Genomic DNA, 20459 nt, shown 5'->3' on the forward strand with positions numbered 1-20459 from the left:
CGCACAACGGTCCGCGGCCGATACCGCGGCGGCCACGAAATTGGCCGTCACATAACCAAGACGGAGACATCACAAATGAACGCAGACGGTGCAACGCCCACGCGGTGGCGGCTGGTGGAGATATGGGGCGACACGGCCGACCTGGGGCACCTCGCGTGGTCCATCGTCATCGGCGTCGCGGTGAGCCTCACCGGCTACCTCGTCGCGAGCCGCGTGCTCGCGAGCGTCGTGAGCACGCCCGAGTTGGCGCGCGCCTACGCCATGCTCGCGGGCCTCGGCGGATGCGTGGTGTCGGGGGTGATCTGCGCGAAGCTCTTCGCACCGAAGCGCGAAGTGGTCGAGGGCACGGACCCCGATCCGCGCTGGCGTGAAGAGGTGCTGGCCGAACTGGCCGGCGAGCACGGCGACCTGGGCTCGGTGGACGACCTGCCGCCGTCGGTGGTGCGCGAGATGAAGGAGCTGGAGATCTACGACCTGTTCGCGTCTTACAAACCCCGCGCTCGCAGCGCCGAAGGAGCCGCATCGTGATCGAAGCCGCACTCCTCAACCAGATCCTCGTCGCCACCGGCATGGGCCTCGTGGGCGCCATCGTGTTCGCGGCCATCGGCCTCGTCTCGGGCACCGACGAAACCACCACACTCGCGCCGCTCACCCTGCTGGTGGTGCTGCTCGGCGTGCCGCCCGAAGGCGTGTTCACCTTCTTTCTCGCAGCCGCGGTTGCCAAGCACATGACGCACGCGGTGCCCACCGCGCTGCTCGGCATTCCGGGCGACACCATGGCCACGCCGCTGCTGCAGGACGCGAACGTGCTGCGCAACCTGGGCGTGCCGCACATCGCGCTGCGCAAGATGGTGTCGGGCGCGATCATCGCGGCCTTCATCGCCGTGCCGCTGGCCGTGCTGTTCGCGGTGCTGCTCGCGCCCTATGGCACGGCCATCACCAAGGCGGCGCCGTGGATCTTCGTGGTCGCGGCCGTGGCCATCGCCTACTTCTCGAGCGGACGCTGGGCGTCGGTCGCCACGCTGGTGCCGTTCGTGATGGTGATCGTGGCGCTGCAGGCGCTCACCGGCAAGTACGGCGTGAAGCTCAGCATCAGCTACTTCCTGGGCATTGCCATCGGACCGCTGGTGGCGGACCTGTTCTCGGTGATCTCGCCCGCGGCGCGTGCGCGCATGAAGCGCGACAAGGTCCGCACCTTCTCGCTCGCACCCGACGTGAAGGGCTGGACGGGCTATTTTCCGAACCCGTTCAAGGTGCTCGACCGCACGCAGGTGAAGTGGACCTTCGCGACCGCCACGATCTCCAGCGCCACCTTCGTGTTCAGCCCTGTCGCGATGACCGTGGTGCTGGGCGAACTGGTGGGCTCGCGCATCAAGCATGCGTACCACCGCCTCACCACCACGCTGGCCGCGCGCAACGGCGTGACCGAGGCGACCTACATCGCCGAGGCGCTGATCCCGCTGATCGCCATCGGCCTGCCGCTGAGCCCCGTCGCGGCCGGCCCGGCCGCACCGCTCTTCAACGCGCCACCGGTGTTCACCATCGACTCGGCCACGGGCCAGACCCACAACCTGCACAACCTGCTGAACCACTGGGAGTTCCTCGGCTACGGCATGCTGGCCGTGGTGCTCGCGGCGCTGGTCGCCTACCCGTTCACGATGAACTTCGCGCGCCGCGCGGCGCTGTTCGTCTCGCGCAAGGTGAGCCACGAGGCGATCATCGCGACCTTCGTCGGGTTGATCGTGGTGATCAGCGTGTGGGAAGGCCAGTTGCTCGGGTTGCTGGTGATCCTCACGATGGGCCTGCTCGGCGGGTTGCTGTCGCGCGCCATCGGGTTCAACACCGGGGTGCAGTTCATGGGCTACTACACAGCGGTGCTGACGGTGCCGGCGGTGATCAAGGCGATGTCCTAGGCCACGCGCCGGACGGCGGCGGTTCAGCGTTGCGAAGCGGGCGGCTTGCGCGCCGGCGCCGGCTTCTTCTCGGGCTCGCCGCCGCCGAACAGCTTTTCGACCTGCTGTCCCACGCGCGCACCGATGGCCGTGCCCACGCCCGGCAGCACCGCGCTGCCGACCGCGGCACCCGCGAGCGCGCCGCCCGTGAGCGACACCTCCGGATCGCTCACGCTGCCGCCGATCTTGAGCGGCACGCCGACCACGCCGTCCACCAGGTCCACCGCGAGGTCACCCTCCATCTTGCGATTGAAGAGCTGCAGGTTGCCGCTCGCTGTGAGCACGCCCGATCGCGCCTTGAGGTTGGTGTAGCGCATCACGATGCCGTTTTCTGTGCCCTGGGTGTCGAGCGTGCCGGTGAGTTCGTCCAGCGGCGTGGTGCCGCCGCGGCTGATGCCGGCCGTGGTCACGGCCTTGGCGATGTCGACCTTGGTGAGCGTGGCGGGCCGCACCGAGAAGGTGGTGCGGGTGTGCATGCTGCGTATGAGCGCGCCCAGTTCGTTGGCCTCGTCGGCCTCGGCCACGAGCGTGGAATGGCCGTTGACCTTGCCCGCGACCGAGGTGCGCCGCCCGAAGGCCTGCACGAGGCCTTCGATGTCGACCTGGCGCGGATCGAGCTCGGCCGACAGGCGCAGCTTGCCGCCGGCCGGCCTCTCGAACAGCGTGACGCCATTCCACGTGCCGCCGCCCACGTCGATGCGGGTGCGCCAGCGGTCCTGCCCGGCCTCGCGGTCCAGGCGAAGGCGCGCGGGCGGTGTCGCACCCGCGCGCTCGATGCGGGCCTGGCGCGGACGCCACTGGGGGTCGAAGGCGACTTCGCCATCGTAGGCGAGCGCGATGTCGCGCCGGTCGATCCAGACCACGTCGCGCCAGCGCAGCTGCTCCAGCGGAATGGGCGCAAGCGTCCAGGGCGCGGGCAGCGCGATGACGTTGCCGCCTTCGTGGGGCTTCGGCCCCTTGCCGCGGAAGGCGCGCACCGACTCGCGCGGCAGCACGAGGCTTTCGATCTCCAGCTCGTCCACGGCGATGACGCGGTGCAGCAACTCGGTGAGCTTGAGCTGCGCCGTCACGCGGCGCAGGGTGATCGGGCGCGGCTGGTCGGTGGCGATGTCGGAGAGCACGAGCATCGGCGTCGGCAGCAGGGCCCAGTGGGCGCCGCCGACCTTCAGGCCGACGCCGAAGCGTTTTTCGAAGCCCTCGGAGATGCGGACCGCGACCTCCTCGTCGCTCGGCAGCCGCGAACTCACGAACCACACCAGCGCACCGATGCCGAGCAGCAGGACGGCGGCGATGCCGAGGAGCCAACGGCGCAGGGGGTGCTTCATCGGGCCAAGTTAGCACGCAAAGGCGACTGCGCTTGTCAGCCGCCGTCGCTATAGTTTCTGCAACCCTGTCCCCGAAAGAAGCGAATGCGTATCTGGAAAAAAGAGATCTCCGTCGAAGAACTGACCCGCAACCATGTCGGCACGGCCGTGTCCACGCTGGGCATGGAGTTCCTGGAGGTGGGCGACGACTTCATCCGCGCCCGCGTGCCGGTCGACGAACGCACCCGCCAGCCCTACGGCATCCTGCACGGCGGCGTGTCGGTGGTGCTGGCCGAGACGCTGGGCTCCTGCGGCGCGCACTACTCGGCCCCCGAAGGCGACCGCGCCGTGGGCCTGGACATCAACGCGAACCACATCCGCTCGGTCACCAGCGGCTGGGTCATCGGCACCGCGCGGCCGGTGCACCGGGGGCGCAGCACGCAGGTCTGGCAGATCGACCTGACGAACGAGGCGGGCGAATTGACCTGCGTGTCGCGGATCACGATGGCGGTGCTGCAGCCGCGCTGAGGCTGGTCCGGCGGGCCGGGCGGCACGCCATCTTCTTCTCTTGCGGATGTGTTCAGCGCGGGGTTCATCGACCACAATCACGCCCCGGAGCGCGCGGGGCGCCCGCCACAACCAACAAGAGGAGACAAGCAATGTTCAACTGGACTGAAAAGCCGGTGTCCACACTGGCCGACGGCGCGGTCATCGGGCCCGACGAGCGGCTGCCCTGGCTGCAGACCGGCGCGATGGGCATCCAGCACGTGATCGCGATGTTCGGCGCCACGGTGCTGGCGCCGATCCTCATGGGCTTCAGCCCCAACATCGCGATCCTGATGAGCGGCATCGGCACGCTGATCTTCTATTTCGTCACCGGCGGCAAGGTGCCCAGCTACCTGGGCTCGAGCTTCGCGTTCATCGGCGTGGTGATCGCGGCCAGCGGCTACGCAGGCAAGGGGCCGAACGCCAACATCGCGGTGGCGCTCGGCGGCATCGTGGCCTGCGGGGTGGTCTACATCCTGATCGGGGCGCTGGTGCAGGCCATCGGCACCGGCTGGATCGAGCGCTTCATGCCGCCCGTGGTCACCGGCGCCGTGGTGGCGGTGATCGGGCTCAACCTGGCCAGCGTGCCGATCAAGAACATGGCGGCCAGCAACTTCGATTCGTGGATGCAGGCCGTGACCTTCCTGTGCGTCGGGCTGGTGGCGGTGTTTGCGCGGGGCATGCTGCAGCGCCTCCTGATCCTGGTCGGGCTGATCCTGGCCACTGTCGTCTACGCGGTGCTCACGAACCTCCTGGGCATGGGCAAGCCGGTGGACCTGAGCGGCATCGCCAACGCCGCCTGGTTCGGCCTGCCGACCTTCACCACGCCGGTGTTCACCGCCAACGCGATGCTGCTGATCGCGCCCGTGGCGATCATCCTCGTGGCGGAAAACCTCGGCCACCTCAAGGCGGTGACCGCCATGACCGGCCGCAACCTCGACCCCTACATGGGCCGCGCCTTCATCGGCGACGGCATCGCCACCGTGGTGAGCGGCGCCGCGGGCGGCACGGGCGTGACCACCTATGCCGAGAACATCGGCGTGATGGCGGCCACGCGCATCTACTCGACGGCGGTGTTCGTGGTGGCGGCGGTGATTGCGCTGGTGCTGGGCTTCAGCCCCAAGTTCGGCGCGCTGATCCAGGCGATTCCGCTGCCGGTGATGGGCGGCGTGAGCATCGTGGTGTTCGGCCTGATCGCGATTGCGGGCGCGAAGATCTGGGTCGACAACAAGGTCGATTTCTCGCAGAACAAGAACCTGATCGTGGCCGCGATCACGCTGATCATCGGCACCGGCGACTTCACGCTGAAGTTCGGCGACTTCGCGCTGGGCGGCATCGGGACCGCGACTTTCGGGGCGATCATCCTTTACGCATTGCTCGGCAAGACGAAGAACTGAGGGGCCGGCGGCGCGGCGCGAAGTGCACGCAATTCCTGGCGTTCGCCTCGTAACCTCATGCAAGAAGTGTTGTCCGGAGCGGATCAAGCGAGGCCCGGTGACCGCCCGGAAGCCCGCGCCCGTTAGACTCCAACGCTTTTCGCACCGACGTTTTCCCAATGGCCGATGTCTCCGCCGCGCGCACCAAGGCGGTTTTCGAATTCAAGAGCGCCACGCTGCCGCTGATTGCAGTGATCCTCAAGACGTCCGACCTGGACGTGCTGGCCGAGGCGCTCGACGCCCAGCTGGCCGATTCGCCCGACTTCTTCGAGCAGGAGCCGGTGGTGATCGACCTCTCGCAGCTCCCCGAGCACGACGAAGCGGGCGAAGCCACCGCCGAGATCGACTTCGCGGCCCTGCGCAGCCTCCTGGCGCGCCACCAGACCCAGCCGATTGCGGTGCGCGGCGGCAACGACACCCAGAATGCCGCCGCCCGCGCCGCCGGCCTCTCGCTGGCGGCCATGCCCTCGGCGCCCGCGCCCCGGCCACCGGCCCCGCCCGCCGAGGCGCCGGCCGAAGCCCCCCAGATCATTCGTGAAGTGCCGGTGCCGGCCAACGGCACGCTCCTCATCGACAAGCCGCTGCGCTCGGGCCAGCAGGTCTACGCCCGCGGCGGCGACGTGGTGGTGACGGCCGTGGTGAGCTTCGGCGCCGAAGTCATCGCCGACGGGAACGTGCACGTTTACGCGCCATTGCGCGGCAAGGCGATTGCAGGCGCGCGCGGCAACACCGAGGCGCGCATCTTCTCGACCTGCATGGAAGCGCAGCTCGTGGCCATCGCCGGCATCTACCGCACGAACGAAGTGCCGCTGCCCGACCCGGTGCTCGGCAAGTCGGCGCAGGTGCGGCTCGACGGCAAGAAACTAGTGATCGACGCGATTCCCTGACGGACGCGGCGCTCTGAAACCAACAACAGAATCGAAACAAGAAGGAATGGCCATGGCCAAAATTGTGGTGGTGACCTCGGGCAAGGGTGGCGTCGGCAAGACGACCACCAGCGCCAGCTTCGCATCCGGCCTCGCGCTCGCGGGCAAGAAGACGGCCGTGATCGACTTCGACGTGGGCCTGCGGAACCTCGACCTCATCATGGGCTGCGAACGCCGCGTGGTGTACGACCTCATCAACGTGATCCAGGGCGAAGCCAACCTGAGCCAGGCGCTCATCAAGGACAAGCAGTGCGAAAACCTCTTCGTGCTGGCCGCCTCGCAGACGCGCGACAAGGAAGCGCTCACGCAGGAAGGCGTCGAGAAGATCCTGAACGACCTCGCGGCGATGGACTTCGAATACATCGTCTGCGACTCGCCCGCCGGCATCGAGACCGGCGCGATGATGGCGATGCACTTCGCCGACGAGGCGCTGGTGGTGACCAACCCCGAGGTCTCCTCGGTGCGCGACTCGGACCGCATCCTGGGCATGCTCAGCAGCAAGACCAAGCGCGCCAAGGAAGGCGGCGACCCGATCAAGGAGCACCTCTTGATCACCCGCTACAACCCGAACCGGGTGGCGGGCGGCCAGATGCTTTCGCTGGAAGACATCCAGGACATCCTGCGCATCAAGCTGATCGGTGTGATTCCCGAGTCGGAAAGCGTGCTGCATGCCTCCAACCAGGGCGTGCCGGCGATCCACGACAAGGACACCGACGTGGCGCAGGCCTACAGCGACGTGGTGGCGCGTTTTCTCGGTGAAGAGAAGCCGATGCGCTTCGTCGACGCCGAGAAGCCGGGCTTCTTCAAGCGGATCTTCGGAGGCAAGTAGGCATGTCGTTTCTCTCGTTCCTGCTTGGCGAGAAGAAGAAGACTGCAAGCGTCGCGAAAGAGCGCCTGCAGATCATCCTCGCGCACGAGCGCTCCAGCCTCAGCGGCAAGAAGCGCCCCGACTACCTGCCCGAACTCCAGCGCGAGCTGGTGGCGGTGATTTCCAAGTACGTGTCGATCAATCCCGACGACATCAAGGTGCACCTGGAAACCCAGGACAACCTCGAAGTGCTCGACATCAAGATCGAGCTGCCCGATCCGGCCCCTGCCCGGTAGGAAAGAAGCGAAAGCGCACCGACGGGTCCTGCAGGACCCGCACGGCCAGCGCCCGCTCCCACGCGAGGTAGTCGGCCCAGACCGCATCGCGGCGCGGGCCGAAGACGCGCATGACCGAGCCCCAGTCGTCGTCGAACGGGATGAGGAGCTGGGCCGGCACGAACGCGGTCGACAGCGGCCGTCCTGACGCCTTCCACGCCTGTGTTCCGCCCCGCAGCCAGGTGAACACCGCCCCCGAACCCGGCCAGCGCTGCTGCGCATCGCGCGCGACGCGGCGTGCGGCCGCGCCGTCGGGCGAGGTGAAGACCAGCGTGCGGCCGGCCACGGCGTGGGAGGCCAGCGGGCCCAGCGAGGCCGGCAGCATGTAGAGCGCGCCGGGCAGGTGGCCGCGTTCGTAGTCGAGGCTGGCGCCCACGTCGATCACCGTCACCGCGCCGTTCCTGCGCAGATGCGCGAGGGCTTCGGCATCCAGCGGTGAGGGTGCATCCGACACGGTGACAGCTTGCGCTGGGGGCGCTTGCTCCGGCGACAGCGCACCGTCGTAGACGTACACCTCCGCCTGATTCAACTGCGTGAGCCAGAAGCTGGTGACCGCGGCGCGCAGGCGGTGCGCTGGATCGTCGACCAGCACGATGCGGGCGCCGCGCGTGCCGGCGAGGTTCTCGAAGTGCATGAGCAATTGGCCGCCGGGGACTTGTTGCACCGCCGTGTCCGCGAAGGCCGGGTCGGCGGTGGGGCGCACGTCGAAGATGTAGAGGCTGCGCGTGTCGTCGGCGCGCCAGCTCGCGAGCTGCGCGGCGTCGGCCACGGGAAGGGCAAAGCGCTCGACCAGCTCGTCGGCGATGCGTCGCAGCACCTCGGGCGATTCAGGCGGAAGCTCGTCGTCGGGCGCCGCGTTCTGCACCGTCGGTGCGCCTTGCAGGCCCCAGGCCATCACGCCGTCCTCGACGAACACCGCATCGGGCGCACGGCCCAGCACCCGCAGCGTGGTGGCGCCGATGATGCCGCGGGTGCGGCTGAAGCAGTTGATCGCCCAGACGTGTTCCGCATCGTCCGCCTCGAAGCGGCGCAGCGCGAGCTCGGTGCCGGCGTGGTTTCGCGCGCCGGGCAGCGAGAGGAATTCGAATTCCGCGCGCGGCCGTGCATCGACCAGCGTGGTCGGCAGGCCTTGGCGCCGGCGTGCGCGCAGGGCATCGACGGACAGCGAGGGCGTGCCGTAATGCAGCCGCGCGAGATCGCCGAAGGCCTTGACCAGCGTGCCGTAGCCGTCGATGGCAGGCAGGCCCTCGGTCACCCAGCGCTGCAGGCCGCCATCGAGCGTGCGCACGTCGGTGTAGCCGAGCCGCGCGAGAACCGCGGCCGCGGCCTGCGCCGGACCGTCGGGCGCGTTGTAGTCGTCGTAAAGCACCACGGGCGTGGAACGGCGCGGCACGAAGGCGCCGACCTGCAGTTCGAGCCCACTGAGCGGCGCGTTGCGCGCGAGGTTGGGATGGCGCTGCACGAACCAGCGGGTTTCGCGCACGTCCAGCAAGGCCAGCTCGCCGGCGGGTTCGGCCAGCAGCAGCGCCTGCAGCAGCACGGGTGCGAGGGTCGTGGGAGCGCTGCTGTTCATTTCGGCCAAAGCCGCCAAGCGTAGGCACTTCACGGCCAAACGGAAACGAAATTTCGCGGCCTTGCTTATTCGAAAAGCGCGCATGCGAGCGGCGTCTTCATACCTAGGATCGCAGTCCTTTGAGCCGTCAAGCCATGACATCGACCGCCCCTTCGTCCACCGCACCGACGCGCGCACCGTCCGGCACGCGCAGGCGGCATTGGTGGTGGCACTTCGAGCTGCCGACGCTCGCCCTCGCCGCCGCGCTGTACGGGGCCTGGGTGGCTTTGCTGTGGTGGCACGCGGCGCTGCCCGGATGGGCGCTGTTCCTGCTGGGCGGTTTTCTCGCGCAGCTGCATTCCTCGCTGCAGCACGAGAGCATCCATGCGATGCGCCATCTCCCGAAGTGGCTGCGCCATGCGGTGGTGTGGCCGCCGCTCACCTTGTGGCTGCCGTATCCGTTCTACAACCGCGGGCACAGCGCGCACCACGTCAATTTCCACCTCACGCATCCGGAGCGCGACGACGAGAGCGCCTACCACTCGGCGCCCGCGTGGGCAGGCTATGGGCCGGTGCGGCGGTGGATCTACATGGCGAACCAGACGATCGCGTTCCGCGTCGTGCTCGGACCGTTCCTGCGGCTATGGAAGCTGGCGCGCTTCGAGGCGGGGCGGGTGCGCGGGGGAGACTTCTCGCGGCTGCCCACCTGGGGCTGGCATGCACTGAGCGTGGCGCCGGTGCTGTATTTCGTCACCGGTATCTGCGGCATGGGCTTCGGCGAGTACCTGCTGTACTTCGTCTACCCCGGGATGATGCTGGGCTCGCTGCGCACCTTCACCGAACACCGCTGGGCCGACACGCCGCACGAGCGCGTGGCCATCGTGGAATCGAACGTCGTCTTCGGGCTGCTCTACCTGTTCAACAACCTGCACCACGTGCACCACCGCGCGCCGACGATGCCCTGGTACGAGATTCCCGTGTACTTCCGGCGCCACCGCGCCGAGGTGCTGGCCGCGAACGGCCATTTCTACTATCGGGGTTACGGGGAGATCGTCAGGCGCCACCTGTTCAGGCCGGTGTTCACGCCGGTGCATCCGGCGTGGTAGCGGGCAGCGCCTGCAGGCGCTGTGTCCACTCGCGGGCCTTGTCCTCGTCGAAGAGCGGACTGTCGGGGTCACCGTAGAACGTCTCTGCCAGAACTTCCATGCAGGCGCGCTGGCTCTCCAGGTTCTCTTCGCAGTCGTCGAGCGCGGCACCGGCGAGCAGCCAGCGCTCCGCGGCCGCAGCATCTTCCGGTGCGCCCTGACCCCGAAAGCGCATCCAGCCCAGTTCGTAGCAGGCCCAGCCCTGTTCGCGCTGGTTGCTGTCCTCCGCCACCTTCTGCCGCGCGTAGAGGGCTTCGGCATGCAGGACGTTCACCTCCGCGTCTCCATGGCCCTGTTCGGCCAGCGCCTCTGCGTGCAGGCACAGCGTGCGGCCGAGCTGCATCGTGGCGCTGATGTCGCCGGCTTCGTGGCCACGGCGGAAGTAGCCGATCGCGCGCGCCAGGTCAGGCTCCCCGGGTTCGCCGAGCTTGTGCGCCAGACCGAGGTTGTAGAGCGCCATCGTGTTGTTCTTCTCTGCCGCCAGCTCGTAGTGCCGCACGCCGCCTTCCAGGTCGCGCTCGCCACCCTCGCCTTCGCACAGCATGTAGCCGAGCTGGGCCTGCGTGGCGGCGTCGTCCGCGCCGCCATGGGCGACCGCGTGCAGCAGCCACGCGCGGCCCAGGGCGGCATCGGCGCCCAGGCCCGCCGTGTCCCAGCGCAGCATCTTCGAGAGCTCGCACATCGCCACGGGCAGGCCGTCGGATGACGCGTTCGCGGGAGCGTCGCCGGGCTCGCGCACGCCGGCGGCGCGCGCCATCCAGCGCAGGGCTTCGCGCGGGTCGGCCTCGATGCCCTCGCCGTCGCGCAGATGGCAGGCCAGCTCGTAGGCGGCCCGCAGGTCGCCGGCGGCATGGCGCGCGGCCATGTGCTCGGCGTGCGGCTGCTCCCGGCCGTCGGCATGCAGCCAGACATAGAGGCCGGTGTCGTTGCGCACGGCCTTCACCGGCTCGCCCGCGCCCCAGCGCTTGCACAGGTCCGAGCGCACCACCGCGGCAAGCCAGTTGTCGGCGACCGAGACCGCGGTGGCGATCCACGGATAGGCCTGCGGATGCAGCACGGTGCCGTCGCCGTGCAGGACGCCCACGGCGAGTTGCCCTTTCTCGATCTTTTCGGTCTTCGCGCCGCGCGGCAGCGGATCGGCGACCAGCCAGCCGATGTCCTGCGTGCCCCAGGCCAGCGGCTGGAGCGTGCGGTGCCGGCAAGGCACCAGCTCGCGGCCGGCGGCCACGTCGTAGATGCCGCGCAGCCAGGGCGCGTTCTTCGCCGTGCGCCCGCCCTTGGACGCTACGCGCACCAGGTCGCGCCGGGCCATGGCGTGCGCGCGCTCCTGGCCGGTCAGCGGCTCCAGGGTCTCGAACCGGCCGTAGTCGAAGGGCACGAGCACGCGGCCCTGGCCATCGACCAGGCCGCACAGGCCATCGGCGCGTTCCACGGCAAAGCGCTTCGGCCGGGCCTCGGCGCCGCGCTCGTTCGCCGGATCGTCGTCTTCGCTCGTCAGGAACTCGATGGGGTATTCCTCGAGCAGGTCGACCTGCTCGTACACCGGCTCGATCACGACGCGGCCTTGCGCATCGAGCAGCCCGCTCTTGCCGTTGCGCGTGGCTTCGAAGGCCTCCCAGTCGTGGCGCCACTGGAGCTGCTCGAAATCCGGCGGCACGGCCCAGTCGCCGTCCGCGCGCACGAGCCCCCAGCCGCCCTCGTCGCCGCGCACCGGCGCCAGGCCGAAGGGCGTGAAGTCTTCGGCCTCCTCGAATCGCGGCGCAATGGCCCACTGGCCCTGCTGGTCGACGTACCCGATGCGCTCGCCCACGCGGGCGCGCACCCGGCCTTCGACAAAGCTCCAGACCTCGTCGACCGAGGGCTCGAGCAGCCAACTGCCATTGGCGCGCAGCAAGCCGATGTGGTCGCCGACCAGGGCCGTGGCGATGTCGTCCTCGAAGTCCCAGACCTCGTCGAGCTGCGGTTCGAGCAGCACGCGCGGCGCCTCTGGGTCGGCGAGCAGCAGGCCCGAGCGCTCGCCCTGCGAGATCCAGAGCAGATGCCGATCGCGCCCGCCGGCGCTGCGGATGTCGTCCCATGCGGGCTCGACCACGGTGGTGCGCTGGCTGGCGCCGTTGTCGTCGTGCACCAGGCGCATCACGCCCCAGCGGCCATCGACCTCGAAGCGCCAGAGTTCACCGCCCAGGTGGTTGTCGTAGTCGGGGCGTTCGTACCCGTCTTCGTCGTCTTCTTCTTCCGGCTCGAAGTCGGCAAAGCGCTCGTCGCGCGGCGCCTCGTAGCCATCGAAGTACGGATGCGACAGCCCGCCGAAACCGAACTGCCAGGCCCAGGCCTCCCAGTCCGCAAAGCGCTGGATACCGAGGGCCGCGTCCACGCCCGGGTGGTTGCCGCTGTCGATGCAGCGACGCACCTCGGTCCATCGCTCGTTGCACTCGCGGCGGTTGCGTTCGATGAAGCCCTCGCCTTCGGTTTCACCGCCCAGCCAGGACAGCTCGTCGAGGTTGGCGGAGAAGCGCGGCGCGCTGTCGGCCGGCACCTCGTCGATCAGCTCGGCCAGGTGCAGCGCCAGCGCCTGGAACTGCAGCGCGATCTGCGGCAGCGTGTGCAGCATCGGATGCCGCTCGACAAAAGCGTGCAGTTGCCGGATGCGCGCGAGCGCGGCATGCGCGTCGCTGGAAAGGTTGTCGGTGCCGGCATCGCCAAAGACGCGCTGATGGTCGATGGCGCCGCTGGCCGCGCCATCGGCCAGCAGAAGCTGCCAGAGCACGGGGAAGTTGTTGTTGGCTTCGGCGATTTCGTTGGCCGAAGTTTCTTGATGGTCAGCGCCGTTGTCGGCGCCGGAAAGACGGTGTTCGAGATAGAGCCAGGAACGATTGCCCATGTGTGGTCGCGTGTGTCCTCCACGGCGAAGGCCATGGGTGGCGCCCAGTTTAGAGGCGCCTTTTCACGCTCACATGACCGCCGAAGGCTGCATCAGAAATTGCGTGACCTGTGCAAGCACGGCCTCTTCCTTGAGGATGCGGCGGTGGCCCCAGCCCTGCGTGGCGAAGAGTTGCGCACGGGGAATCGCATCGCGGTAAGCCTCGCCGTCGGCGAAACGGTTCACGCGGTCGTCGCGGTCATGAACGATCAGCGTCGGCTGCGCGATGCGCGGGCCGGCGAGCGCGGGCTCGAACTGCGGCATCAGCACGCCTTCGCGCGCCTCGAACATCCGCTGCATCGCGGCACGCGTCTGCTCGCTGAGACCGAAGGCGTGCGCGAAGTAGCGCGTGTATTCGCGCGGCGACGCGGGCGGTGCGAGCAGCACGATGCGCTCGGCCGGCAGCCCGCGCCCCGCGGCATAGGCCAGCGCATTGGCGCCCAGCGAATGCGCGACCACGGCGCGCAACGCGCGGCCGTCCGCGGCGAGCCGGGCGGTGACGTAGTCGATGGCGCGCGCAAACTGCGCACCGTTGGTCGCCATGCCTTCGCTGCGGCCGTGCGCGGGCAGTTCGAGCAGCACCGGCCGAAGACCTGCCGCCGCCAGCGCCTGCGCAAGCGGCAGCATCTGGCCCGCATGCCCGCCCCAGCCGTGCACCAGCAGCGCGACCGGCGCCGATTCCGCGCCCGAGTCCTGCGCCGCCAGGTGGTAGATGCCGACGCTCGCGTCTTCGAAGGACCAGGCCTCGTGCCGCCAGTCGGCGCCGGGGTGCTGCCCGCGGTAGAGCCACTTGGGCGGCAGCGGCGTGCCGAACACGCGGTAAGCCGCGCGCATGCCCAGTGCCGGCCAGAGGCGTTGCGATGCGCCGAGGCCGAAGCGCATCGCGCGCATCAGCCGGCTGGCGCCGTAGTAGTTCGAAGGGGCGGGTGTGCTTGTCATTTGCGGGGTTCCTTCAGAGGCTGAGAGGCAATTCGGCGTGACCGAGCAGCCCCCCGCAAATGGTCCCAATCAAGGCGCAAAGCGCAGCCATAGCTCGGGCTATGGCGAGCATTTGCAACGCGGAGTGGGGCCATTTGTGGGGGATGAGCGGTCATGTCGGATTGCCTCTCAGCCTCTTAATACCAGACCCAGTCCTGGTTGCTGCGTGGCAGGCTGCGCAGCGTGTCGCGGGCGGTTTCGACGCCAAGGGCGACGGCATAGATGGCGAGGCAAAGGGCAATGATCAGCATGGCTGCTTCTCCTGTTATCGCACAGCTGTGCGAAATTATGGCAAACAAAGATGAGGGAAATCCACCTGCTTCACGGCTCAGGCGAGATAGCTGGAAAGGAGCCGCTGCCAGGTCTGCGTGGCCCGGTCGGCGGTGTGCGGGTCGCGCAGGAAGCGCGCGTCGTGGAGCTGGTTCATCATGATCCCGTTGATCTCGCTGACCAGCTGTGCGGGTTCGGTGTCGGCCTTGAGCTCGCCCGCCTCGATGGCGAGCGTCACGGTGCGGCGCAAGGCCGCGCGCCAGCGTGTGATCTCTCCGAGGAGCACGTCGCGCAGCTCGCCTTCGCGGTCGTCGAATTCGAAGGCGCCGGCGACATAGAGGCAGCCGGTCTGGGCTTCGACATCGCGGGTGCGGGCGATCCAGCGGGCCACGATGTCGTTCAGCCGCGCGAGGCCCTTGGGCTTCTGCATGGCCGGCACGAACACATCGGCCAGGAAGCCGCGGCCGTACTCCTCGATGACGGCCTTCTGCAGCGCCTCGCGCGAACCCACGCGGGAGAACACGCCGCTCTTGGAAAGCCCGAGGCGGCTCGCGATGACCTGCAGCGAAATCGCTTCCAGGCCTTCGGCCAGGGCGAGGTCCAACGCGGCGCCGACGATGGCGGCACGGGTGAGTTCGCTTTTCTGGGTCTTGGCGTCCATGCGGCGAACTTTAGCACAGTCGTGCGAAATTACAAGTACGGTGTAGAAGACGGGTCGTAAAGATGTTTTGCTCATGTGGAACCAACAAACGCATCGTTCCCTGCATAAGCGCTTCTGCCGAGAATCGCCGGTCGGTCCCCACCCCGGGGACCAGATGACACCTCGGCGCCAGATGAACTTTCAACAACTGCGCTCGGTACGCGAGGCCGTTCGTTGCGGCTTCAACCTGACCGAAGTCGCCCACACCCTTCACACCTCGCAGCCCGGCGTGAGCCGGCAGATCCGCGAACTCGAGGAAGAGCTCGGCATCGAACTCTTCGTGCGCGCCGGCAAGCGGCTCACCGGCCTCACAGAACCGGGCGGCCACGTGCTGCCGATCATCGAGCGCATGCTGCTGGAGAGCAGCAACCTGCGGCATGCGGGGCAGGAGTTCGTCGCGCAGCAAAGCGGACTGCTCTCCATCGCGGCCACGCACTCGCAGGCGCGCTATGCGATGCCGGTGGCGGTGCAGGAATTTCGCGCGCAGTTTCCGAACGTGAAACTGCACCTGCACCAGGGCTCGCCCAAGCAGATCGCGCAGATGCTGATCGACGGCGAGGCCGACGTGGGCATCGCTACCGAGGCGCTGGGCGACTACCCGCAACTGGTCGCCCTGCCCTGCTACCGCTGGACCCATTCGGTGATCGTGCCGCCGGGCCATCCGCTGCTCGATGCGCCGCTGTCGATGGAGGCGCTCACGCGCTATCCGCTCATCACCTACGACACGGGTTTCACCGGCCGCTCGCGCATCGACGAGGCTTTCGAGGCGCGCGGGCTGCAGCCCAACATCGTGCTCGCCGCGATGGACGCCGACGTGATCAAGACCTACGTGACGCTGGGCCTGGGCGTGGGCATCGTGGCCGGCGTGGCGTACGAAGCGGAGCGCGACACGCAGCTGCGCGCGATCGATGCGGGGCGCCTGTTCGGCATCAACCTCACCAAGCTCGCGGTGCGCCGCGGCAACTACCTGCGCAAGTACGTCTATGCCTTCATCGAGTCGTTCGCGCCGACCCTGACGCGCACCATCGTCGAGAAGGCATTGGGCGACGAAGCCAAGGCTTCCCACTACGAAATCTAGCCCTCGCCGCAAGCCCCTGCGGGGCGCTGTTGCGTGGCGGGTACTGCGAAAACGGCGGGGTTCAAAAGAAAGCGTGCGGCTTCACACAAGCGGCGTACATTCGGGTTAATTCCTTGGCTTCCGGAACGGATCAGCAATGGCATCGACCCCGCAGCAGCAGCAACAGCAAACCAGGGCCGCCCAAAAGGCGGCCGATGCAGCGGAGCGACGAGAACGGTTGAAACGGGCATTGCCCGCCACGGTGGAGCTCCTGCAGAGCCGCCAGGCCGACCGCATCGACGACAACGACATCGACGCGTATGTGAGCCTCAACTGGCTCGAATGGCACGGTGGCGGCTTGCGCCTCACCATCACCGGGCGCAACGTGTGCGCCCAGTCGGCATCCACCGCGCTGGCCTAGCAAGCGCCCCAAAAAAGAAAAACCGCCACAGTGACCTGTGGCGGTTTCGCATGCGGCTCGCGCCGCGCGGGTTGCTTACTGGCCCGCGATGATCTGCGCGATCAGGCCGGTGGCAATGGCGGCAAGCACGTAGTCACCGCCAACGCCGACCCATTGGTAACCGCGGGGCGGCGGCTGCAGGCGGTACGCACGGTAGTCGTTCACCACGTAGTTGCGGCCACGGTACTCTGCCGGCACTCGGCCGCCACGGCGCCATTCGGCGTGAGGCTGCGGGAAGCCGCGGCGATCGAACTGGCGGCCATCGCGGAAGTCCTGGTTGCCGCGGTAGTCGCGATGAGGACCGCGGCGATCGAAATTGCGATCGCGGTGCCCGTTGTCATGGCGTTGCTCGAAACGCCCGTCGCGGCCATCGCCGGGACGTCCTTCGAAGCGGCGATCTTGCGCGAAGGCGCTTCCCGCTGCCATGCACATCGCGAGCGCCGTAGCGGCAACGGCCATGCGCTTTGAATTGATGATCATCTGGAACTCCTTCATGCGTTGATGACGAGTTCATTGTGTGCCGCTGTTGTGTCTGGCCGGCTCACCTCAGGTCGCAGTCAGGTGAAATCAGGTAAGCGCTGGTATCGGGGCGGCGCGTTGTCCTTCACTGCGGCGCGTAGCGGTTCACCACGACGCCGCATTCGTAGCCAACCGACCCGAGCAGGCGCAGCTTGTGCCCCTTGCGCTGATCGTGAAACACCGAACGGCCGGCGCCCACGGCTGTCGGATTCACGAAGAACTGGAACTCGTCGACGAACCCTTCGGTCACGAGCGACGACGCGAAGCCGACACCACCGATGACGAGGATGTCCTTGCCCTCCTCGCGCTTGAGCGCATTCACCTCTTCGACCAGACCGCCGCGCGCGATGACGGTGCGCTCCCAGCGCGATGTCTTGAGCTTGTCGGTGAGCACGACCTTCTGTGCATCGACCACCTTCTGCGCGAAGGCGAACTGCGGGTTGGCCGGATAGTTCTTCGCCGCACGGCCCCAGTGATCGAGGTAGCCTTCTTCCACGATCTTGCGGCTCAGCAGGATGGTGTCGACGCCTTCGAAGACAGCGTTGAAGTACGCCTTCAACTTGTCGTCCCAGGCCCAGCGATCGCCCCAACCCCAGACCTGCCAGTCGAGGTTGCCGTTGGCCGGCGAGACGTAGCCATCGACGGACATCTGCATCTGCAATATGAGCTTTCGCATGGTGGCTCTCCTTGGATCGAATGAAATAACTGCTCTTGAAATGCAATCGGTTCGCAGTATTCTGAAACCGATGCCAAAATGCAAGCAGTTTTTCAATCGCACCGGAAGTCCTCGATGGCCACCGCACAGAAATCGCTCTGCCCGATCAACCTCGCGCTCGAAGTCTTCGGCGACCGCTGGAGCCTCCTTATCGTTCGCGACATGATGTTTGCCGGCAAGCGGCATTTCAGGGAGTTCCTGCAGTCCGAGGAAGGCATCTCCTCGAACATCCTGACCGAGCGCCTGGGCAAGCTCGTCGAGTACGGCGTGCTCGGCAAGACCGACGATCCGACGCACAAGCAGAAGGCCATCTACAGCCTCACGCCGATGGGCATCGACCTGCTGCCCGTGGTGACGCAGATCGGCATCTGGGGGCGCAAGTACACGCAGGCGACCAGGGAGAGCGGCGCACCCGCGGCGGCGCTGGAGAAAGGCGGGCCGGCGCTGCAGAAGAAGATGCGGGCGGCGTTGCGCCAGGCGCACCTGGGCTAGGGCCTGCTCTCTGGGCTGGCGAAGGGTCAATGCCGGCGCATGCGCCACCCGCGTTTAAGCTGCGCGCTCCATGAAGCGACGACACCTCCTCCAACTGATGTGCGGCGTGCCGGCCGCGGCCGTCCTGGCCGCCTGCGGCAAGCGCAAGCCCTCCACCGCTGCGCTCAAATCCGATGCCCGCGTGCTGGCGATCGGCGACAGCCTTACCTTCGGCTACGGCGCATCGCCTGATGCGTCATGGCCCGTGAAGCTGGGCGAGATCACCGGCTGGCAGATCGAGAACGCGGGCGTCAACGGCGACACCTCGGCCGGCGCATTGCAGCGCCTGCCGTCGCTGCTGGCCGCGGGCAGCTATGACGCGATCCTGATCGGCATCGGCGGCAACGACATGCTGCGCGGCGTGTCGGCCTCGGCCACGCGCGACAACATCGCGGCGCTCGTGAAAGAGGCGCGCGAGCACACGCCGCATGTCGCGCTGCTGGCGACGCCCGCGCCCGACGCGATGCGCGCATTCGTCGGTTCGCTCAGTGATGCGCCGTTCTACGAAGAGGTCGCGAAGTCGGGGCAGGCGCTGCTCGTCGCCAATGTGTATTCGAGCGTGCTGTCGGATGCGTCGCTGCGATCGGACCGCATCCACGCCAATGCCGAGGGCTATGCGAAGGTTGCGCAGCTGCTCGCAGATCAGTTCAAGGCTGCGGGCTGGCGCTGAAGAGGCTCAGACGGCCGCCTGCAGCAGGTGGGCACGCTCTGGTTGAACAGCGAATCACCGACTGCCCTGAAAGCGCTCGCGCCGCCCCGAACACAGGCCTCTTCGATCAGGGCGCGTTGCCCTGTGGCCCCACCGGCGGCGGTGCCGCACGGCCGCTGGAGCCCGGCGCGAGCTTGCGGCCGAAGGCCTCGCCCACGTTGCGCACCGGCCGGCTCGCGCGGGCCGAGACGTTGTTGACACCGCGCCGCGTGGCGCTGTCGGCGCGGTCGATGCCGCGGCCTGCTGCGTTGGTACCGCGCTGCACGCCGCTCACCACCTTGCTGTCGCGCGGCGGGGCCTTGAGCGTCTGGGCGCGCTGGGCTTTGGGCGGGCTGTCTGCGCTCTGCGCGTGAACGGCTGCGGTTGGCAGCAGGAAGAACGCTGCCGCAAGGGCCAAGCTGTAGGTAGGCATCTTCATGACGGGCTTCCTTCTTCGTCGTTGGCGACATTCGCATCAGCAGCCGCCGCGCGCGCCATGCGCTCGCTCTTCCAGTACACGTCGTCGCCGCCGTTCATCCGGTTGAGCACGCGCGCAAGCACGAAGAGCAGGTCGCTGAGCCGGTTGAGGTACTGGCGCAATGCGTCGTTGAGTTCCGCGGTGGCACCGAGCGCCACCACTGCGCGCTCGGCCCGCCGCGCGACGGTGCGGCACACATGTGCGAGCGAGGCGGCGCGCGTGCCGGCCGGCAGGATGAATTCGGCCAAGCGCGGCAATGCGGCGTTGTGATCGGCCAGTGCGTTGTCCAGCTGCAGCAGCGCTTCGGGCTTGAGCAACGTGAAACCGGGCATCGAGAGTTCGCCGCCAAGATTGAAGAGCTGGTGCTGAACGTCGACCAGCAGCTCGCGCACGGCCTCGGGCATGGGCTCACAGAGCAGCACGCCGATCTGCGAATTGAGCTCGTCCACATCGCCCATCGCATGCACGCGCAGGTGATCTTTGGGCACGCGGGTGTTGTCGCCGAGGCCGGTGGTGCCGTCGTCGCCGGTGCGGGTGGCGATCTGGGAAAGTCGGTTGCCCATGGGCGCGCTCCTGTTTATGCGGGGACGGTCGACGCGTCGATCTTGCCGGCCAGCCATTGCAGGCCTGCCAGATGTTGCTGGTCGTGGCTGCAGAGGTAGTGGATGAGGCTTCGCATGGTGAGCGGGCCGTAGCCTTCGAAGACGGCCGTGCGCGCGAGTTGCGCATCGGTCAGGCTCGAGACGATCTCCATCGTCTGCACGCGCGCGAGACGGAAATCGGCCAGCACCTGCTTCGCATCGGCGGCGCCGTAGTTGCGTTCGATGGCGAGCGGCTCGCTGTCGATCGACGCCAGCGTGGGACGATCTTCCGAGAGCGTGCGGCGAAAGCGCACGTGGTAGCCCTCGATCTCGATGTCCCGCACATGGCAGAGCTGCTCGATGGCGGTGAAGGCTTCGCTGGGCACGCCCTCCCACGAAGGCGGCGCCCAATGCCTGAAGGCCTCGGGAACGGCCGCGTAGTGGGCCTCCAGTTGCGAGGGGAAGGCCGCGAGGGCACTGAGGGTCGTGGGGTTCATCATTTTTTCCGAAGCGCATTATGGTGCTCGCTCCGTAAAATGGCCTTTCCCCCCTGCCCTC

General features: G+C 67.9%; 22 protein-coding genes. 12 read left to right on the forward strand and 10 right to left on the reverse strand.

The features are described from left to right. Nucleotides 1-75 precede the first annotated feature (75 nt). On the forward strand, nucleotides 76-528 hold the full coding sequence (locus tag QF040_RS24500) for a hypothetical protein (RefSeq protein WP_429613197.1): 453 nt from the start codon (nucleotides 76-78) through the stop codon (nucleotides 526-528). Continuing rightward, nucleotides 528-1913: a tripartite tricarboxylate transporter permease gene (locus QF040_RS24505; protein WP_429614691.1), complete on the forward strand. Its 1386-nt coding sequence runs from the start codon at nucleotides 528-530 to the stop codon at nucleotides 1911-1913. The genes QF040_RS24500 and QF040_RS24505 overlap by 1 nt, the downstream gene beginning before the upstream one ends. 23 nt (nucleotides 1914-1936) lie before the next feature. Here the strand turns inward: QF040_RS24505 and QF040_RS24510 are convergent, their stop codons facing one another. Continuing rightward, nucleotides 1937-3277, reverse strand: coding sequence for a hypothetical protein (locus QF040_RS24510; RefSeq protein ID WP_429613198.1), 1341 nt, complete (start codon nucleotides 3275-3277; stop codon nucleotides 1937-1939). Between the two features lie 84 nt (nucleotides 3278-3361). On the opposite strand from QF040_RS24510, the gene QF040_RS24515 reads away from it, so the two are divergent. The 5 genes from QF040_RS24515 to minE all read left to right on the forward strand — a co-directional run bounded on the left by QF040_RS24515 (nucleotide 3362) and on the right by minE (nucleotide 7268). Then, nucleotides 3362-3784 (forward strand): hotdog fold thioesterase, encoded by a 423-nt coding sequence (locus QF040_RS24515; RefSeq protein ID WP_013538547.1) that lies wholly within the window; start codon nucleotides 3362-3364, stop codon nucleotides 3782-3784. A gap of 131 nt (nucleotides 3785-3915) precedes the next feature. Beyond that, nucleotides 3916-5199 (forward strand): solute carrier family 23 protein, encoded by a 1284-nt coding sequence (locus QF040_RS24520; RefSeq protein ID WP_307685123.1) that lies wholly within the window; start codon nucleotides 3916-3918, stop codon nucleotides 5197-5199. A 158-nt stretch (nucleotides 5200-5357) separates the two neighbouring features. Next, nucleotides 5358-6125 carry a septum site-determining protein MinC gene (gene minC / locus QF040_RS24525; RefSeq protein ID WP_429613199.1) on the forward strand — a complete coding sequence of 256 codons (768 nt, stop codon included), beginning with the start codon at nucleotides 5358-5360 and terminating at the stop codon, nucleotides 6123-6125. A gap of 52 nt (nucleotides 6126-6177) precedes the next feature. Beyond that, nucleotides 6178-6993 carry a septum site-determining protein MinD gene (gene minD, locus QF040_RS24530; protein ID WP_013538544.1) on the forward strand — a complete coding sequence of 272 codons (816 nt, stop codon included), beginning with the start codon at nucleotides 6178-6180 and terminating at the stop codon, nucleotides 6991-6993. Between the two features lie 2 nt (nucleotides 6994-6995). Continuing rightward, the gene (gene minE, locus QF040_RS24535) at nucleotides 6996-7268 is read left to right on the forward strand and encodes a cell division topological specificity factor MinE (protein ID WP_013538543.1); all 273 of its coding nucleotides are present in this window, start codon (nucleotides 6996-6998) and stop codon (nucleotides 7266-7268) included. On the opposite strand, the gene QF040_RS24540 is transcribed toward minE, so the two are convergent. After that, entirely contained in the window at nucleotides 7231-8880 is a 1650-nt protein-coding gene (locus QF040_RS24540; protein WP_429613200.1) for a rhodanese-like domain-containing protein, read from the reverse strand. The genes minE and QF040_RS24540 overlap by 38 nt on opposite strands. 134 nt (nucleotides 8881-9014) lie before the next feature. Between QF040_RS24540 and QF040_RS24545 the strand changes: the two genes are divergently transcribed. Next, complete coding sequence (locus QF040_RS24545) at nucleotides 9015-9965, forward strand: fatty acid desaturase (protein WP_429613201.1); 951 nt, start codon at nucleotides 9015-9017, stop codon at nucleotides 9963-9965. Here QF040_RS24545 and QF040_RS24550 read toward each other — a convergent pair. The 3 genes from QF040_RS24550 to QF040_RS24560 all read right to left on the reverse strand — a co-directional run bounded on the left by QF040_RS24550 (nucleotide 9940) and on the right by QF040_RS24560 (nucleotide 14833). Further along, nucleotides 9940-12885, reverse strand: a complete 2946-nt coding sequence (locus tag QF040_RS24550; protein WP_429613202.1) for an SEL1-like repeat protein — start codon at nucleotides 12883-12885, stop codon at nucleotides 9940-9942. The two genes, QF040_RS24545 and QF040_RS24550, sit on opposite strands and share 26 nt — an antisense overlap. Before the next feature lie 69 nt (nucleotides 12886-12954). After that, nucleotides 12955-13863 carry an alpha/beta fold hydrolase gene (locus QF040_RS24555; RefSeq protein WP_429613203.1) on the reverse strand — a complete coding sequence of 303 codons (909 nt, stop codon included), beginning with the start codon at nucleotides 13861-13863 and terminating at the stop codon, nucleotides 12955-12957. A 367-nt stretch (nucleotides 13864-14230) separates the two neighbouring features. Further along, the gene (locus QF040_RS24560) at nucleotides 14231-14833 is read right to left on the reverse strand and encodes a TetR/AcrR family transcriptional regulator (protein ID WP_306883259.1); all 603 of its coding nucleotides are present in this window, start codon (nucleotides 14831-14833) and stop codon (nucleotides 14231-14233) included. A gap of 172 nt (nucleotides 14834-15005) precedes the next feature. Here QF040_RS24560 and QF040_RS24565 point away from each other — a divergent pair, with 172 nt between their 5' ends. Beyond that, nucleotides 15006-15950, forward strand: coding sequence for a CysB family HTH-type transcriptional regulator (locus QF040_RS24565; RefSeq protein WP_429613204.1), 945 nt, complete (start codon nucleotides 15006-15008; stop codon nucleotides 15948-15950). Between the two features lie 136 nt (nucleotides 15951-16086). Beyond that, a complete protein-coding gene (locus QF040_RS24570; protein ID WP_042580665.1) occupies nucleotides 16087-16350 on the forward strand; it encodes a hypothetical protein in 264 nt (87 codons plus the stop codon). Nucleotides 16351-16425: 75 nt separating this feature from the next. On the opposite strand, the gene QF040_RS24575 is transcribed toward QF040_RS24570, so the two are convergent. Next, nucleotides 16426-16869 (reverse strand): RcnB family protein, encoded by a 444-nt coding sequence (locus QF040_RS24575; protein WP_429613205.1) that lies wholly within the window; start codon nucleotides 16867-16869, stop codon nucleotides 16426-16428. Between the two features lie 124 nt (nucleotides 16870-16993). Beyond that, nucleotides 16994-17584 (reverse strand): dihydrofolate reductase family protein, encoded by a 591-nt coding sequence (locus tag QF040_RS24580; RefSeq protein WP_429613206.1) that lies wholly within the window; start codon nucleotides 17582-17584, stop codon nucleotides 16994-16996. Between the two features lie 114 nt (nucleotides 17585-17698). On the opposite strand from QF040_RS24580, the gene QF040_RS24585 reads away from it, so the two are divergent. Together QF040_RS24585 and QF040_RS24590 are read left to right on the forward strand one after the other, a co-directional pair. After that, a complete protein-coding gene (locus tag QF040_RS24585; protein ID WP_429613207.1) occupies nucleotides 17699-18115 on the forward strand; it encodes a winged helix-turn-helix transcriptional regulator in 417 nt (138 codons plus the stop codon). 70 nt (nucleotides 18116-18185) lie between these two features. Next, nucleotides 18186-18824 (forward strand): GDSL-type esterase/lipase family protein, encoded by a 639-nt coding sequence (locus QF040_RS24590; RefSeq protein WP_429613208.1) that lies wholly within the window; start codon nucleotides 18186-18188, stop codon nucleotides 18822-18824. A 106-nt stretch (nucleotides 18825-18930) separates the two neighbouring features. Here QF040_RS24590 and QF040_RS24595 read toward each other — a convergent pair whose 3' ends face one another. From QF040_RS24595 to QF040_RS24605, 3 genes are read right to left on the reverse strand one after another with little or no spacing between them, the layout of a single operon-like run. Beyond that, complete coding sequence (locus tag QF040_RS24595; protein WP_429613209.1) at nucleotides 18931-19281, reverse strand: hypothetical protein; 351 nt, start codon at nucleotides 19279-19281, stop codon at nucleotides 18931-18933. Further along, nucleotides 19278-19883 carry a cob(I)yrinic acid a,c-diamide adenosyltransferase gene (locus QF040_RS24600; protein WP_429613210.1) on the reverse strand — a complete coding sequence of 202 codons (606 nt, stop codon included), beginning with the start codon at nucleotides 19881-19883 and terminating at the stop codon, nucleotides 19278-19280. The genes QF040_RS24595 and QF040_RS24600 overlap by 4 nt, the downstream gene beginning before the upstream one ends. Nucleotides 19884-19897: 14 nt before the next feature. Then, nucleotides 19898-20398, reverse strand: coding sequence for a DinB family protein (locus tag QF040_RS24605; RefSeq protein WP_429613211.1), 501 nt, complete (start codon nucleotides 20396-20398; stop codon nucleotides 19898-19900). Between the last annotated feature and the right edge of the window lie 61 nt (nucleotides 20399-20459).

This window comes from Variovorax sp. W2I14, from assembly GCF_050435205.1.
GTDB lineage: Bacteria > Pseudomonadota > Gammaproteobacteria > Burkholderiales > Burkholderiaceae_C > Variovorax > Variovorax paradoxus_C.